Source organism: Azospirillum sp. B2RO_4, assembly GCF_051124815.1.
In the GTDB taxonomy this organism is placed as follows: domain Bacteria; phylum Pseudomonadota; class Alphaproteobacteria; order Azospirillales; family Azospirillaceae; genus Azospirillum.
In genome coordinates this window covers 99,854-114,725 of sequence record NZ_CP118488.1, presented here as the reverse complement: position 1 = coordinate 114,725, position 14,872 = coordinate 99,854, and the positions used below count along the sequence as shown (strand labels likewise).

At 68.9% G+C, this 14,872-nt stretch carries 15 protein-coding genes; 5 read left to right on the top strand and 10 right to left on the bottom strand.

Annotated features, from left to right (window positions below; genetic code table 11):
- Positions 1 to 29: 29 nt before the first annotated feature.
- A complete protein-coding gene (locus tag PWS46_RS21395) occupies positions 30 to 1,688 on the bottom strand; it encodes a thiamine pyrophosphate-binding protein (RefSeq protein ID WP_434623367.1) in 1,659 nt (552 codons plus the stop codon).
- Between the two features lie 127 nt (positions 1,689 to 1,815).
- On the opposite strand from PWS46_RS21395, the gene gcvA reads away from it, so the two are divergent.
- The 3 genes from gcvA (at position 1,816) to PWS46_RS21380 (ending at position 3,421) form a co-directional block, all read left to right on the top strand.
- Complete coding sequence (gcvA, locus tag PWS46_RS21390; RefSeq protein WP_434623366.1) at positions 1,816 to 2,712, top strand: transcriptional regulator GcvA; 897 nt, start codon at positions 1,816 to 1,818, stop codon at positions 2,710 to 2,712.
- Positions 2,713 to 2,775: 63 nt separating this feature from the next.
- Entirely contained in the window at positions 2,776 to 3,072 is a 297-nt protein-coding gene (locus PWS46_RS21385) for a toxin-antitoxin system TumE family protein (protein WP_434623365.1), read from the top strand.
- The gene (locus PWS46_RS21380; protein WP_434623364.1) at positions 3,059 to 3,421 is read left to right on the top strand and encodes a hypothetical protein; all 363 of its coding nucleotides are present in this window, start codon (positions 3,059 to 3,061) and stop codon (positions 3,419 to 3,421) included. Before PWS46_RS21385 ends, PWS46_RS21380 begins: the two co-directional genes overlap by 14 nt.
- A 6-nt stretch (positions 3,422 to 3,427) precedes the next feature.
- Here the strand turns inward: PWS46_RS21380 and PWS46_RS21375 are convergent, their stop codons facing one another.
- The 8 genes from PWS46_RS21375 to PWS46_RS21340 form a co-directional block, all read right to left on the bottom strand.
- Entirely contained in the window at positions 3,428 to 5,167 is a 1,740-nt protein-coding gene (locus tag PWS46_RS21375; RefSeq protein ID WP_434623363.1) for an ABC transporter ATP-binding protein/permease, read from the bottom strand.
- Positions 5,168 to 5,326: 159 nt separating this feature from the next.
- Positions 5,327 to 6,715, bottom strand: a complete 1,389-nt coding sequence (locus PWS46_RS21370) for an amidase (RefSeq protein WP_434623362.1) — start codon at positions 6,713 to 6,715, stop codon at positions 5,327 to 5,329.
- Positions 6,716 to 6,809: 94 nt separating this feature from the next.
- A complete protein-coding gene (locus tag PWS46_RS21365; RefSeq protein ID WP_434623361.1) occupies positions 6,810 to 7,583 on the bottom strand; it encodes an HNH endonuclease family protein in 774 nt (257 codons plus the stop codon).
- Positions 7,584 to 7,640: 57 nt separating this feature from the next.
- Complete coding sequence (locus PWS46_RS21360) at positions 7,641 to 8,585, bottom strand: SDR family NAD(P)-dependent oxidoreductase (RefSeq protein ID WP_434623360.1); 945 nt, start codon at positions 8,583 to 8,585, stop codon at positions 7,641 to 7,643.
- Between the two features lie 483 nt (positions 8,586 to 9,068).
- Positions 9,069 to 10,256, bottom strand: coding sequence for a phosphoserine transaminase (locus PWS46_RS21355; protein ID WP_434623359.1), 1,188 nt, complete (start codon positions 10,254 to 10,256; stop codon positions 9,069 to 9,071).
- A 132-nt stretch (positions 10,257 to 10,388) separates the two neighbouring features.
- Entirely contained in the window at positions 10,389 to 10,862 is a 474-nt protein-coding gene (locus tag PWS46_RS21350) for a hypothetical protein (protein ID WP_434623358.1), read from the bottom strand.
- A gap of 146 nt (positions 10,863 to 11,008) precedes the next feature.
- On the bottom strand, positions 11,009 to 11,338 hold the full coding sequence (locus tag PWS46_RS21345; protein ID WP_434623357.1) for a hypothetical protein: 330 nt from the start codon (positions 11,336 to 11,338) through the stop codon (positions 11,009 to 11,011).
- A 156-nt stretch (positions 11,339 to 11,494) separates the two neighbouring features.
- Positions 11,495 to 13,117 (bottom strand): EAL domain-containing protein, encoded by a 1,623-nt coding sequence (locus PWS46_RS21340; protein ID WP_136703525.1) that lies wholly within the window; start codon positions 13,115 to 13,117, stop codon positions 11,495 to 11,497.
- 264 nt (positions 13,118 to 13,381) lie between these two features.
- Here PWS46_RS21340 and PWS46_RS21335 point away from each other — a divergent pair, with 264 nt between their 5' ends.
- On the top strand, positions 13,382 to 13,609 hold the full coding sequence (locus tag PWS46_RS21335) for a hypothetical protein (RefSeq protein WP_136703524.1): 228 nt from the start codon (positions 13,382 to 13,384) through the stop codon (positions 13,607 to 13,609).
- On the opposite strand, the gene PWS46_RS21330 is transcribed toward PWS46_RS21335, so the two are convergent.
- Positions 13,600 to 14,358 (bottom strand): glycosyltransferase family 2 protein, encoded by a 759-nt coding sequence (locus tag PWS46_RS21330; RefSeq protein WP_434623356.1) that lies wholly within the window; start codon positions 14,356 to 14,358, stop codon positions 13,600 to 13,602. The two genes, PWS46_RS21335 and PWS46_RS21330, sit on opposite strands and share 10 nt — an antisense overlap.
- A 116-nt stretch (positions 14,359 to 14,474) precedes the next feature.
- Between PWS46_RS21330 and PWS46_RS21325 the strand changes: the two genes are divergently transcribed.
- Positions 14,475 to 14,846 (top strand): DUF423 domain-containing protein, encoded by a 372-nt coding sequence (locus PWS46_RS21325; RefSeq protein WP_434623355.1) that lies wholly within the window; start codon positions 14,475 to 14,477, stop codon positions 14,844 to 14,846.
- Positions 14,847 to 14,872: the final 26 nt, after the last annotated feature.

Sequence of the window (14,872 nt, the reverse complement as noted above, 5' to 3'; positions counted from 1 at the left end):
TCCTTGGGTCAAAAAGCGAGGCGTATAAATCACTTCCCCTTCCCCGCCGCGCGGATCTCGGAAAGCGTCCGGGTCGGGGTCAGGGCTTCGGGGTCGAGCTTGATGTGGATGATCGCCGGCAGGCCGGACGCGCGGGCGCGCTCGAAGGCCGGGGCGAACTGGTCGGTGGTCTCCACCGTCTCGCCATGACCGCCATAGGCGCGGGCGAAGGCGGCGAAGTCGGGATTCTGCAATCGGGTGCCGGAAACGCGGCCGGGATACTCGCGCTCCTGATGCATGCGGATGGTGCCGTACATGCCGTTGTCGACGACCAGCACGATCACGGCGGCCCCTTCCTGAACGGCGGTGCCGAACTCCAGCCCGGTCATCTGGAAGCAGCCGTCGCCGGCGAAGCACAGCACGTCGCGGGTGCGGTGCTGCAGCTTGGCGGCGATGGCGGCGGGCAGGCCGTAGCCCATCGAACCGCAGACCGGCGCCGCCTGGGTGCCGAAGCGGCGGAAGCGGTGGAAGCGGTGGATCCAGGTGGCGTAGTTGCCGGCGCCGTTGGTGAAGATGGCGTCATGCTCCAGCCGTTCGTCCAGCCAGGCCATGATGCGTCCCATCTGCACGTCGCCGGGGATGGTGTCGGGCGGGGTGCTCCAGGCGTCATAGGCGGCGTGCGCGGCCTCGGCGCAGGCCTTCCATTCCGGCTTCGCGGTCAGGCTCAGTTCCGCAACGGCGTCGAGGAAGCCGGCCGGCGTGGCGACCATGCCCAGCGCCGGGCGATAGACGCGGCCGATCTCCTCGGCGCCCGGGTGGATGTGCACCACGGCTTTTCCCGGATCGGGAATCCCAAGCAGTTCGTAGGCTTGCGACGGCACTTCGGAGAAGCGGTCGCCCAACAGGATCAGCAGGTCGCTGTCCCTGACCAGCGCCGCCAGCTTCGGGTTGATGCCCAGCCCGATGTCGCCGGCATAGAGCGGGTGGCAATGGTCGAACAGCATCTGTCGGCGGAAGGTCACCGCCACCGGCAGCGACAGCTTCTCGGCGAAGCCTTGCAGCGCCGCGACCGACTCCGCCGTCCAGCGGGAGCCGCCGACCACCAGAAGCGGACGCTCCGCCTTGGCCAGCAGCGCGCCGAAGGAGGCCAGCTGCGCCGGCGTGGGGGCGCTCTCCACCGGTTCCGCCAACGGGGCGACAGCGACGTCGGCGGTCTCGGTCAGCGTGTCTTCCGGCAGGGCCAGCACCACCGGACCAGGGCGGCCGGCCATCGCGGTGTGGAAGGCGCGGGAAATCATCTCCGGCACGCGGTCGGCGCTGTCGATCTCGGCGACCCACTTGCACATGCCGCCGAACAGCTTGCCGTAATCGACCTCCTGGAAGGCGTCGCGGCCGCGCATGCCGCGCTCGATCTGGCCGACCAGAACGACCAGCGGCGTCTCGTCCTGCTGCGCGACATGGATGCCCGACGCGGCGTTGGTGGCGCCGGGGCCGCGGGTGACGAGGCAGACGCCGGGGCGGCCGGTCAGCTTGGCCTGCGCCTCCGCCATCATCGCGGCACCGCCTTCATGGCGGGCGACGACCATCTCGATCGGGCTGTCGTGCAGGGCGTCCAGCACGGCGAGATAGCTCTCGCCCGGCACGCCGAACACCCGCCGCACGCCCTGCGCCTCCAGCGCTTCGACGACCAACTGACCACCGGTCTTCATCGCGATGCCGCCCCGCCCTGCCTATGGGAATTTTCCGGATCTCCAGGATAGCGAGCGTGCCGTGCCGCGCGCCAGGGCGCAAACGACTTTCTTTCCACAGATCATGAGCTTTGGTAATGAAGAGGTCATGGATCTGCAGCGCCGCCTCCTCCCCTCCATGAGCATGCTGACCGCCTTCGAGGCGGCGGCCCGCACCGGCAGCTTCACGGCGGCGGCGGCGGAGCTTTCGCTGACGCAAGGGGCGGTCAGCCGGCAGATCAAGGCGCTGGAGGACCAGATCGGCACGCCGCTGTTCACCCGCAAGGGCCAGCGGGTGACTCTGACCCCGACCGGGGCGCTCTATGCCGATCCGATCCGCGACGCCCTGCGCCAGATCGCGGCGGCCACCGTGCGGACCATCGCTGCGCCCAAGGGCGGCGTGCTGAACCTCGCCATCCTGCCGACCTTTGGCACGCGCTGGCTGGTGCCGCGGCTGCCGGCCTTCCAGGCGGCGCACCCGCAGGTGACGATCCACTTCACCACCAAGCTGGCGCCCTTCGATTTCCGCCTGCACGACCTTGACGCCGCCATCCATTACGGCTTCGGCGATTGGCCCGACGCCGTCTGCGACCATCTGCTGGACGAGGAGGTGCTGCCGGTCTGCTCCCCTGCCTTCCTCAAGGCGCATCCGGTGGCGGAGCCTGTCGATCTGCTGTCCCTGCCGCTGCTGCACACCAGCACGCGCGCCGACGCCTGGAACGAGTGGCTGTCGGCCCAGGGGCTGCCGCCGCGCCCCGGTGCCGGCATGGTGTTCGAGCAATTCGCCACAACCGCCCAGGCGGCGGAGGCAGGGCTGGGCGTCGCCCTGCTGCCGACCCTGCTGGTCCGCGCCGAACTGGACGACGGCACCCTGGTCCCGGTCATCGACCGGCCTCACCGCAGCGCGCGCGCCTATTACCTCGTCCACCCCCGTGGCAAGGCCAACCACCCGCCCTTTGCCGCTTTCCGGCAGTGGCTGCTGGCGGAGGCGCGGGGGGAGGTATGACGAAGATGCGGCTTGTGCCGTTGGCGCTTTGCGCCAACGCCTATGATGGTGTAGGATGCCAACATGAAGGCAATGCTTCTGATCCGCCGCCGGGTCGCTTTCGGCAGCCGCGATTTTGCGGAGCTGGTGGTTTGGCGCGTGCCGGAACCGGTTCCGCCGACGACGCATGGTTTCAAATATCGGCTCGTCTATATCGTTGATGGTCAGCGGGTCGTCGGCTTCGACAACGAACGCGGCAAGGGCGACCACCGCCACGATGGCGATGTTGAAGAGCCCTATCGTTTCAGCGGCGTTGAACAGTTGGTGGCGGATTTCCTGGACGCCGTCTCGGCATGGAGGAGGGATCATGGCAAAGCATGACATCCGCATCATGGATGATGCCTTAGCGCAGGCGGGCGCCGATGTGGTCGCCGCGTGGAAGGCCGCTGAGGCCGGGGAGGCCGTCGAACCCACCGACCGCCTGTATTTCGACAGTTGGGAGGCGCTTTGTGCCGTGCTGACACCCAAACGCTACGCGTTGCTGCGCCATCTGCGGCAGAGCCCGGCAGAGGGTATCCGGGCGCTTGCGCGTGATTTAAAGCGGGACGTCAAGCGCGTGCACGAGGATGTATCCGCGCTCGCCGAACTGGGGCTGATCGAGCGGCATCCGGACGGCAGCCTGTCGATGCCCCATGATGAGATCGCCTCCACCATCCGGTTCGCCGCCTGAGCGTCCTCACCCCGCCGCCGCCAGCTCCCCGGTCCCGTCGCGGTCGCGCCGCACCGTCAGCCGGCGGTCGTGGAAGGCGGCGAGGCTGGGGCGGTGGCCGACGCTGACCAGGGTGGTGCCGGGAAGGCGGGTGCGCAGCAGGCCGTAAAGCCGCTCCTCCGTCTCCGGATCGCAGGCCGAGGTCGCCTCGTCCAGATAGAGCCAGTCGGGCTTGTGCAGCAGGGCGCGGGCGATGGCGATGCGCTGCTGTTCGCCGCCGGACAGGCGTTGCGACCAGTGGTCCTCTTCGTCCAGCCGGTCGGCGAAACCGGCCATGCCGACGGCGTCCAGCACCTCGCGCACCGCTTCCGCCTCGAAGGCATGGGGAGCGGCGGGATAGGTGACCGTGGCCCGCAGGGTGCCGATCGGCAGGTAGGGCTTCTGCGGCAGGACCATGCTGCCGTTGGCGGTTGTGGTGCCACCGGCAGGCAGGGCGATGCGGCCATGGCCGAAGGGCCAGATGCCGGCGATGGCGCGCAGGATGGTGCTCTTGCCTGACCCGGACGGGCCGGTGATCAGCAGCGTGTCGCCCGGCTGCACCGTCAGGTCGGCGCGGACCAGCGGCGTGCCGCCATGGGGCAGGGTCAGCGCCAGCCCGTCCAGCGTCAGGGCGCCGTCGGAGGCCGCCGCGCGCTCCACCCCCGCATGGTCGCGGGCATCGGCGCGCACCGACTGCACCGCGTGGTGGAAGCCGGTCAGACGGCTGGTGGTGGCGTGCCAGTCGGCGAGGTTCACGTAGGCATCGATGAACCAGGACAGCGACCCCTGCACCTGCCCGAAGGCCTGGGAGGTCTGCATCAGCGATCCCAGTGGCAGGGCGCCGCTGAAATAGCGCGGGGCGGCGACCAGCAGCGGGAAGATCACGGCGATCTGGCCGTAGGCGGAGGTGAACCAGACCAGCCGCTTCTGCGTGCGCATCAGCGACCACCAGTTGGCGACGACGCGGCCGAAACGGTCGCCGAAGCCCCGCGCCTCCTGCGCCTCGCCCTGCTGCAGGGCAACGCTCTCGGCATTCTCGCGCAGGCGGACCAGGGCGAAGCGGAAGTCGGCCTCGTAGCGCTGCTGGTCGAAGCTGAGCCGGGCCAGCGGCCTGCCGATCCAGTGGGTGATCCAAGTGCCGGCGACGGCATAGACCAGTGCCACCCACACCATGTAGCCGGGCAGGTCGATGCCCAGCCAGGGAATCGTGACCGACCCGGACAGGCTCCAAAGGATGGCGAGGAAGGAGACCAGCGAGACGAGATTGGTCAGGAATCCCAGCGACAGGCTCAGCGTCAGCTGGACGAAGCTGCGCAGATCCTCGGCGATGCGCTGGTCCGGGTTGTCGGTGCCGGTGTTGGCGAATTGCAGCCGGTAAAAGGTCTGGTTCTCCAGCCAGTCGCCGAGATAGCGTTCGGTCAGCCAGCGGCGCCAGCGGATCTGCAGCATCTGGTTCAGATAGAGGCGGTAGACCGCCACTGCGATGAAGACCAGCGCCAGCCCGCCGAAGACCAGAAGGGCGTGGACGAAACCGCTCTGGTTCTTTTCCTGCAGTGCGTCGAAGATGTCGGCGTTGATCTGGGTGAACCAGACTTCCATGAACACCGCCGCCAGATTGAGGACGACGATCGCCGCCAGCAGGCCGCGCGCCGCCCATTTCTCCTCCGAGGACCAATAGGGCTTGGTCAGACGCCAGACGTCGGACAGGAATTGGCGGGCGGCGGACAATCGTCCGGTGGGAGCAGGCGAAGTATATGCACGCGCGGGCATCGGTCGGGCACTCGCAAGCGGTCAGCACATGATCTGCCGATTACCACCCTTTGCCGCCCCGAAGGCATGAATTCGCTGTCACCTGCCGCGGGCCATGCCCCAGCGGAGGGCGCCCGGTCAGGGAGCCCAGGCATCGGCCCAGCGGTGGACGAACCCGGCCTCCCGCTCCAGCATGCGGCCCAGGCGGATCAGGCGCCGTTCCTCGCCCGGCCGGGCGATCAACTGGATGCCGAAGGGCAAACCGTTTCCGCCGACCGGCAAGGTCAGCACCGGAAATCCAATCAGCGTGACGACGGCGGTGACGCCGATATAGTCGAGGATGGTCTCTACCGGCCGGCCGTCGATCACGCTGACCTCGCCGTCCTCGTTCGGCCAGGGCAGCACGCCGCAGGCCGGGGCGGCCAGCACGTCGATTTCCTCGAACAATGCGACGAAGCGGCGGTAGAGCGCGGTGCGGGCGGCCTGCGCCTCCAGATAGGCGTCGGCGGTGATGCCGGCCCCGGCCTCGATGTTCCAGCGGATGGTGTCGGTCAGCGCCTCGCCATGCTTTGCCAACATCGGGCCGAAGGCGTGGCGGGTCTGGGCGGCGCGCAGGGTGCGGAAAGTCGCCATGGCGTCGCCGCAGTCGGGATGCCGGCGTGCCACCGGCCCGGCAACCCGCTCCAACCGCTCCACCGCCTCGGCGAAGCGCTCCCGCACCGCCTGGGAGACGGTGGCGACGCCGAAATCGGCGGTGGCGCCCAGCCGCGTCTCCGACCCGTTGTCGCGGTCGCCGAGCAGGGAGGTCGGGTCGCGCAGGTCGCTGCCCGCCATCGCAGACAGCAGCAGGCCGCAGTCCGCCGTATCGCGCGCCAGCACGCCGTGTGTCGCCAGCGTGTCCCAGCCGAGCGCACGGCCGGGCGCCGGGATCAGCCCCGGCGTCGGCCGGATGGAGGCGATGCCGCAGAAGCTGGCGGGGATGCGCACCGACCCGCCATAGTCGGTGCCGTGCGCCAGCGGCGCCATGCCGACCGCGACCGCCGCCGCCGACCCGCCGCTCGACCCGCCGGAGGTCAGGACCGGATCGGCCGGGTTGCGGGTCGGCCCGTACAGGCGGTTGCGGCAGATGGCGCCGAATCCGAATTCCGGCGTGTTGGTCTTGCCGATGACGATGCCGCCCGCCGCCTCGATCCGCGCCACCGCGATGTCGCTGGTTGCCGGCACATGGTCGGCATAGAGCGCCGAGCCGTAGGTGGTGCGGATGCCGGCGGTATCGGTCAGGTCCTTCACCGCCACCGGCAGCCCGTGCAGCGGCCCCACGGGCGCCGGTTGGGCGTCCAGCGCGTCGGCGCGGGCCAGCGCCTTGTCGGCGGCGACGGTGATGAAGGCGGACAGCGCCGGTTCGGCTGCGGCGATCCGCGCCAGATGTGCCTCCACCGCCTCGCGTGCCGACAGCTCCCGCTTCGCCAGCCGTGCCGCCAGGGTGGCGGCGCTTTCCCGCCACAGGGCGTTGGACTCTCCGTTCATGAATTCCTCCCGTTCCGGCCATCCGATTTTGGGGCGGACGGTAGCGCGAAACCGGTGGTGCGCCCAACAAAGCACCAGGCAGGGCTGGGCTGCGTCAGCGCTGCTGCCCGGCCGAGGCGCGGCAGTCGTTCAGGATGTTGCCGACCGTCACCCGCTCCCGCTCGTCCATGCTGAGGCTCCAGCGCGCCTTCACCAGGATCCAGTCGGCGACATAGAGGCAGATGCCGTCGCGCTTGGGCGGCAGCCACTCCTCCGGCCCCTTGGAGCCCTTGGCGCGGTTGGCCTCGCGGCTGGAGACCAGCAGGGTCAGCGGGTCGCTGGTGTCGTTGGCGTAGGCGGCACGCTTTTCGCGGCTCCAGTCGTAGCCACCGCTGGCATAGGCCTCCTCCAGCGGCACGCGGTGGTCGATATCGACCATCTGCGGATCGGTGTAGCGTTCGCCGGTGTAGGGATCGAGCCAGTCGCCGGATTTCACGCCGCAGCCCTTGGCGTCGAGCGTCGCCGGACGGCGGGAATCGCGGATCAGCACCTTCTCGCGCGCATTCAGGCAGCCGCCGTCGAGCGCCAGCCAGTGCGGCCACGCATCGCGGTCGTAGCCTCGGCGCTTCTCGGGCTCCACCCGGATGCCGTCGAGCTGCCGGGCGGCCTCGGCATAGTCGATCCTGTCGGTGGCGCGGGCGACGACCGGGGGAGGCGGTTCGGCCTGCTCCTGCTTGCGCGGTTGGCGGGGGCGGTGGGTCTCCTGCCCCAGCAGGCGGTCGAGCGTGCCGGGCGGGATGATGTGGACACGCTCCGCCACCGCAATGGCGGCGAGGATCGCCAGGACGACGAACAGGCCCCGCAGGGACAGGGAGCGGCGGCGGGCCATGATTCGTTCACCTCGATGACTGTGCCGTCTCCGTCATACCCGCCTATGGCACCGCCCTCAAGGCATACGGCCGGTCAGGGTGGCGCTCAGGCCCTGGAGCAGGCCGACCTGACACATGGTGTCGAAGGTGGAACGCATCAGCGACGGGTCGCCGATCGATACGCGGATGTCGCCGGCCCGCGGGTCGGTGTGGCGGCGGCGGACCTTGCTGTTGCACAGCTCCTGCAGCACCTCCAGCAGCATCACCAGCGAGGTCGCGCGGCCGGTGCAGAGATTGTAGACCTGCGACCCGGCGAAACGCCGCTCCATCGTCAGCGCCAGAATGCGCACCACGTCGCCGACGAAGACGAAGTCGCGGACCTGCTGGCCGTCGCCGTGGATCTCCACATCTTCGCCGCGGGCGACCCGGCGGGCGAAGATGGAGATCACGCCGGAATAGGGCGACATCGGATCCTGGCGCGGGCCATAGACGTTGAAGAAGCGGAAGCCGACCGTCGGTACCCCCTGGATGGCCCAGGCGACGCGGGCGTGCATCTCGCAGCCCAGCTTGTCGACGCCATAGGCGGACAGCGGGCGCGGCAACTCGTCCTCCTTCAGCGGGGTGTTGGTGTTGTCGCCATAGACGGCGGCGGAGGAGGCGTAGACCACCGGGACCGGGCTGCCGCGTTTGGCGTCGCGTGCCGCCTCGAACACGGTGACGGTGCCCAGCAGGTTGGTGCGGTGGGTCTCCGCCCACAACTCGCGCGATTTCTGCACCGATGCGACGGCGGCGAGGTGGAAGACGCCGTCCACCCCTTCGCCATTGTCGCCGGCCATCGCCTCGCGCACAGCGTCCGGATCGGCGACATCGCCCACCACCAGAGCCGCGGCGCTCGGCTTGTTCTCCAGCCGGCCGCTCGACATGTTGTCGAGGATCGTCACCCGGTGCCCGTCGGCGAGCAGTCGGTCGGCCAGATGCGAGCCGATGAAACCGCAACCGCCGGTGATGAGGTAGTGCGCCATGGTCGTTCCCGAGCCCTTCCGTCGTTGCACCGGCGTTGCCGCACCGCAGCGGGAGCGCCGGAAATCCCTTCCAAGAGTCGGGACACAACCGACAGGCTGCCAGACCATCTTCGGGATAGGGCGGCGCCTCAACCGGGGAGCCGCACCCGTCCGTCCGGCGACCGCAGGGGCGAATCGGTCCCGTTTCCTTCATGACGGTTTCGGGACAGGCGCCACCGATGGTTCAACAGGCTTATCCACCACCTTGTCCACGGTTCTGTGGATAACCATGGTCAAGCTTGCGAGGTCGGAACACGCGTCGGGCCGGTCACACTGGTGCAGAAATGCTGCGGTGTACGAACGGTTTCCCGGATCGATCCTTTGCTGCAAAGCACAAGAGCAGCGCATGCAAAAAGCCCCACAGTGGCGGTCGTGCCACGGTGGGGCTTTTAAAGCGGATGGAACAGGGCTGTGGATTACGGCCCTGCTCGCGCTTGGCCGACCTCAGCCCCGCTTGGGGCCGAGGACCTCAGCCTTGACGGTGGCGAAGGCCCAGTCGAGCCAGGGCAGCACCGCCTCCATATCCTCGTTCTCCACCGTGGCGCCGCCCCACAGTCGCAGGCCGGGAGGCGCGTCGCGGTAGGAGCCGGCGTCGAAGGCGGCTTCCTCCTTCTCCAGCAGGGCCGACAGTTTCTTGGCGAAGGCGGCCTGGGCCTCCTCCGAGAGGGCGGTCACGTCGGGATCGGTGAAGCGCAGGCAGATCGAGGTGCAGGAGCGGTTGGCCGGGTCCTTGGCCAGGAAGCCGGCCCAGGGGCTGCTCTCCACCCATTCGGCGACGATGCGCAGGTTCTGTTCCGACCGGCGGATCAGCTGGGTCAGACCGCCCAGCGACAGGGCCCAGCGCAGGCCGTCGATGGCGTCTTCGACGCACAGCATCGAGGGCGTGTTGATGGTGTCGCCCTCGAAGATGCCTTCGATCAGCTTGCCGTTCTTGGTCAGGCGGAAGATCTTCGGCAGCGGCCGGTCTGGCTGGAAGCTCTCCAGCCGTTCGACCGCGCGCGGGCTCAGCACCAGCATGCCGTGCGCCGCCTCGCCGCCCAGCACCTTCTGCCAGGACCAGGTGGCGACGTCGATCTTGTGCCAGGGCAGCGCCATGGCGAAGGCGGCGGAGGTGGCGTCGCAGATGGTCAGCCCTTCGCGGTCGTCGGCGATCCAGTCGCCGTCGGCCACCCGCACGCCGGCGGTGGTGCCGTTCCATGTGAAGACGACGTCGCGGCTGAAATCGACCGCCGACAGGTCCGGCAGCTCGCCATAGGGGGCGATCAGGTTGCGGACGTCCGGCAGCTTCAGCTGCTTGGCGACATCCGTAACCCATTCCTTGCCGAAGCTTTCCCAGGCCAGCATGTCGACGCCCCGGGCACCCAGCATCGACCACAGCGCCATCTCCACCGCACCGGTGTCGGAGGCGGGGACGATGCCGATGCGGTAGTCGCCGGGGATGCCCAGCACCGCGCGGGTGAGGTCGATGACCTCCTTCAGCTTGGCCTTGCCCGGCTTGGAGCGGTGGGAGCGGCCGAGCAGCGCGCCGTCCAGCGCGTCGAGCGACCAGCCCGGACGCTTCGCGCAGGGACCCGAGGAGAAGAGCGGAGTGTTGGGCCGGCGGCTGGGCCGGCTGGCGCTGCTGGCAGTCATGGGGCGAACTTTCTGGGGCGAACTTCCTGTCCCGGAACGGGAATGCGCGGAGGTCCGGACCTTAAAAGCTGCGCCTGCCGCCGTCAATCGAGGGACACGGCGCGGGACGCGGAACCCTGCCGTGCCGATTGCTCACTTGCTGCGGCCGATCCTGCCGTTGCGATAGGTCCAGGCGGCCTCGCCCCCGCCGCCGGGCTGCGGCATCGAGATGGTCAGGACATCGTTGTCGATGGTGACCTGGGCGGCGTCGCTGCAGGACCCGAAGGGATAGGAGACCAGCGGCTGCGGCCCGCCGACCTCCAGGATGCGGAAGCGGGTGGGGCAGTCCTTGGCGCCGGTGTCGGCCTGGAACAGGGCGATCCAGCGGTCCTTCAGGGAATAGGCGCCGACGAAGGACAGCATGTCGCTCTCCTTGTCCTCGAACACGGGCTTGTCGTTCACCGACACCTGGGTGTGCTTCGGTCCGATGTCGGTCATCGTCAGCACGGTGTTGCCCAGCGCCGCCATCAGGCGGGGCTCGGCCGCAACGGCGGAACCGGCGCCGGCGATTCCGAAGGCGATGGAAAGGCTGCCCACCACCGCGGCGCACACACTATGAACCCGCAAAGCCCGTCTCCCTGGCTGCTGTGCGCCCCGGCGGGGCGGCTTTACCGAACGGGGCGCACCATAATGCGGGGAGCGCTCTGCCGGAAGCCGTCCTTTTCGCCGGGTGGGCCGTTGCGTCAGCGCCGGAAGCATCAGCGCCGGAGGCGTCAGCGGATATTGACGCTGAGGCCGAAGCCGGGGACCACCGGCGGCGCGTAGACGACGGGCGGCGGTGCATAGATCACCCGCGGCGGCGGCGCGTAAACCACCGGGGGCGGGGCGTAGACGACGGGCGGCGGGGCGTAATAGGCGCCGCGCTCGCGCCAATGACGGTGATGGGGGCGCTCCCAGCGCCAGTCCGGGCCGCCGCGGCCGGGGCCGTACCATTCGCGGCCATGGTCGCCTCGTCCGCGCCAGCCGTCATGGGCGGCGGCGGGGCTGACGGTGGCGCCCAGCATCGATCCGGCGACCAGAGCGCCCAGAACCACGGCTTTCATTCCAAAACCAAAACGGCCAGTCATTCCGGCGTCCTCCTGGTGTCGGGGGTATCTTGTCCCCTCATGAGCCGATGAACGTCGCCGCTCCGGCTTTCATTCCACTCGGAAGGAAAAGATTTGGTCGTATGGCGTCGGTTATAGATGGTGGGAGCGGCCTCAGGCCCAGCCGTCCGACAAGCCGGAGCGGGCGGGGGCCGGCGAGGCGAAGAGGCTGGCCGGCTTGTAGGCCGGGCGGTCGGCCGGTCTGCCGAAATGATATCCCTGGGCGAGTTCGAAACCCCAGGCGTTGAGTTGCGCCGCCTGATCCTGCGTCTCCACCATTTCGGCGATCACCTGCACGCGGATTTCCCGGCACAGCCCGACCATGGCGCGCAGGATGGCGTCGTCGCGCGGGCTGCCGCCCAGCCGGCGGACATAGCTGCCGTCGATCTTCACGAAATCGACAGGCAGGGCCTGGATGTAGGGAAAGGACGCCGCGCCGGCCCCGAAATCATCCAGGCAGATGCGGTGGCCGGCGCGGCGCAACTCCTCCAGCACGCGGGCGGCGCGCGGCAGGTCGGTCAGGCCGGTCGATTCGGTCACCTCCACCAGCAGGCGGGAGCGTAGCGCCGGATCGCGGGCGACCAGCCGCTGGAAAGCGACCACGAAGATGTCGCTGCCCAGCGAGGCCGCCGACATGTTCACGGCGATCTGCAGCGTCGGGTCAGAGCCCAGCGTCTCCAAAGCCTTTTCGCAGACCAGCAGGTCGACGTCGTGGACCATGCCGATCTGCTCGGCGAAGGCGATGGTCGGGCCGGGGGCGCCGTTGGGGAAACGGGCCAGCGCCTCGTAATGGTGCAGGCCGCGGGTGGCGAGCGAGACGATGGGCTGGAACTGCAGCTTCAGCCGGTCGTCGGTCAGGGTGGTGCGCAGGCTGGTCACCCGCGTCACCGTCTGGTCGACCAGCAGCTTCACCGCGTCATGCATGGTGGAGATGTCGAACTTGGCCGTCTCCTCGGCGAAGCTCTTCACCGTGAACATCAGCACGCGCCCGGCATCCTCGCGGCTGAGGCCGGGGGCCGACATGTCGAGCGTCAGGTTCTCCGACGCCAGCGGCTGGCCGTCCGGCGACAGGCTGGCGCCGGTCACCGCGATTTCGTCGGCAAGCGCGCCGGCCGACAGGTCGCTGCCGTGGACGAGGCCGAAGCGATCCTCTCCCAGCCGGGTCGCCAGCGTGTCGTCGGCGGCATGGACGCGCAGCAGCGCCCCGACCTCCCCCAGCAGGCGCAGCGTCAGTTCCGGACCCAGCCGCGATTTGACCTCGCCGAAATCGGCGATCTTGATGAGCGTCAGCTTCGGCGGCGACTGGCCGACATCGACGCCGAAGCGCTCGCCAAGCTGCGCCTGGAAGGCCTCCGGATCGAGCAGCCCGGTCTCCGCATCGCGGGCCGGTGCCTCGACTCCCTTGCTTTCCGACCGGGTCAGCGTCAGTTGCACGTTTGGAGACCGTCCGAGTCGATAGCCGGACAGCGTGGCCTGTGTCCCGCCCGCCAGCGCGACGGTCCGCGGCTCCAGCCGCCGGTTGGAGCCGGCGGTGCGCAGCAGGCGCCGCACCAGCCCGCGGTCGCCGGCCGCCAGCATCCGGTCGATCGGCTGTCCGATCAACTCGGCATCGGTGATGCCCAGGACATGCTGCAGCGCACCGGCGGCGAAGCCGATGAGTCCGCGGGCGTCCACCTCGATCAGCACATCCGCATTGGCAAATGCGAAGCCAAGGAAGCGTGCGACGTCCGATGTCATGGTGCCTCGGCAAGGATCGCGGTTGGATGGAGCGACCGGATGCGTCGCACCCGGCGAAATAATATGTCTACAAAATGTTCGCACTTAAAACGTAAAGGAAACCCTACCACTATCGAAATTACCTTGTGGCGAATGTCCGCAGACTTGGGGCTGCCTGCCCAGGCGGCAGCGATACGGGATCTGTGCTATCGGCTTGGATCCGAACGACAATTGTCACCGCCTGCGCCCCTTCCTCCTGTGCGGCATTTATGGTAAACAGAGCGGATGGTAGAGACCAGACGCACCGGCGACCGTTCGAACGAGTTGATCCGCCCCGACTCCGGTGGCGGCCGGGTTGCCGCGGGCAGTGCACGCGCCCGCGCCGAGGGTGTCGCCCAGCAAGGCAGGCAGCGGGTTCCGAGCTTGCGCGAACTGGCCGCCCTGGTGGTCAACGGCGTGCTGACCCTGCCGCGCAACTATCGACGCGGCATGTTCCTCGACGTTCAGGTGTAAGCGGCCGAGTCCGGGCCGAACAACCGATCCATCAGCAGCGGTGGCAACTCGTACTGCGGCAGGCACAGGCTGGTGCTGCGGGCGTGCAGCGTGTGCAGGCACAGGCCCTCCGTGTCCGGGAAGGCGCCGACGCGGAAGCGGTCGCGCGCGGCCTTGACGAAGGGCGCGTCCTCGCAGGCATTCACTGCCGGAAAGCGCACCGCCTCCCACACCTTGCGGCGGTAGGCATAGGAAAAGCCGTAGCCGTCGAGATTGTCGGGGGAGGGCGGGGAGTCCGGTGCCTCGACATAGCTGCAGGTCTGCCGGCCCCAGCGGTGGTGCGAGCCGCCGCGGGCCGTGTCCCAATAGCCGAAGCGCCGGTGCGGCACGCTATAGAGGAACCAGCTGGACAGCTTCACGAAGTCATGCCCCTGGTCGAGCCACTCAAGCATCCGCTCCACATAGGTCGGCGCATAGAAATCGTCGTCGTCCATGTGGACGATCACCGATCCCTTGGCATGCTCGGCCAGGATGTTGCGCTTCTCGCCGATGGCGTAGCGGCTGGGCGAGTAGAAATATTTCAGCCGAGGACTCGCCAGCGCCTTCAGGTAGGCCGACGGGCGCGGGCTGTCGTCGAACACCAGCCACTCGATCTCGCCATGGCTCTGTGCCCGGATGCAGGCATGCAGGCGCGGCAGGAACTCCTCGCGCTGCCAGGTGGGCGTGACGATGCTGACCAGCGGTGTCGGGGCGGGGGTGGCGGACGTCATGGTCGATTCTTGCTCGCACGGCCGGGCTGCGTGTAGACAGGCGTCAGCATAGCACTGCCCCAAGCTCTAAACACGAGCCGGCGGTGGCGCGAAGGAAGGGAAGGACGCCCGTGGGAGTGATCGACCGGATCTGGATCGTCTTCGCCGCGCTGAACGGCGCCATGGCGGTCGGCACCGGCGCCTATGCCAGCCACGCGCTGGCCGCCCAGCCGCAGGCGCAGGAGTGGTTCCGCATCGCCGGCCAGTATCAGATGGCGCATGCGCTGGCGCTGGTGCTGCTGGTGGCGCTGAACGGCAGGATCGGCGGCGCGGCCCTCCGGGTCGCCGGATGGCTGTTCGTCGTCGGGATCCTGCTGTTCTGCGGCACGCTCTATGCGCTTGCCACCATCGGACCGCTGCCGGTGCCGATGACGGCGCCGGCCGGCGGATGGAGCTTCATGCTGGGTTGGCTGGCGCTGGCGGTCGCGGCTTTGCGGGCGCGCGGCTGAGGCTTGCGCCTGTCGATGCGGGACGG

Excerpts from the sequence above, each read along its gene's own strand:
- PWS46_RS21395 (WP_434623367.1), bottom strand. The coding sequence starts at position 1,688 with ATGAAGACCGGTGGTCAGTTGGTCGTCGAAGCGCTGGAGGCGCAGGGC.
- gcvA (WP_434623366.1), top strand. The coding sequence starts at position 1,816 with ATGGATCTGCAGCGCCGCCTCCTCCCCTCCATGAGCATGCTGACCGCC.
- PWS46_RS21385 (WP_434623365.1), top strand. The coding sequence starts at position 2,776 with ATGAAGGCAATGCTTCTGATCCGCCGCCGGGTCGCTTTCGGCAGCCGC.
- PWS46_RS21380 (WP_434623364.1), top strand. The coding sequence starts at position 3,059 with ATGGCAAAGCATGACATCCGCATCATGGATGATGCCTTAGCGCAGGCG.
- PWS46_RS21370 (WP_434623362.1), bottom strand. The coding sequence starts at position 6,715 with ATGAACGGAGAGTCCAACGCCCTGTGGCGGGAAAGCGCCGCCACCCTG.
- PWS46_RS21365 (WP_434623361.1), bottom strand. The coding sequence starts at position 7,583 with ATGGCCCGCCGCCGCTCCCTGTCCCTGCGGGGCCTGTTCGTCGTCCTG.
- PWS46_RS21360 (WP_434623360.1), bottom strand. The coding sequence starts at position 8,585 with ATGGCGCACTACCTCATCACCGGCGGTTGCGGTTTCATCGGCTCGCAT.
- PWS46_RS21355 (WP_434623359.1), bottom strand. The coding sequence starts at position 10,256 with ATGACTGCCAGCAGCGCCAGCCGGCCCAGCCGCCGGCCCAACACTCCG.
- PWS46_RS21345 (WP_434623357.1), bottom strand. The coding sequence starts at position 11,338 with ATGAAAGCCGTGGTTCTGGGCGCTCTGGTCGCCGGATCGATGCTGGGC.
- PWS46_RS21340 (WP_136703525.1), bottom strand. The coding sequence starts at position 13,117 with ATGACATCGGACGTCGCACGCTTCCTTGGCTTCGCATTTGCCAATGCG.
- PWS46_RS21335 (WP_136703524.1), top strand. The coding sequence starts at position 13,382 with ATGGTAGAGACCAGACGCACCGGCGACCGTTCGAACGAGTTGATCCGC.
- PWS46_RS21330 (WP_434623356.1), bottom strand. The coding sequence starts at position 14,358 with ATGACGTCCGCCACCCCCGCCCCGACACCGCTGGTCAGCATCGTCACG.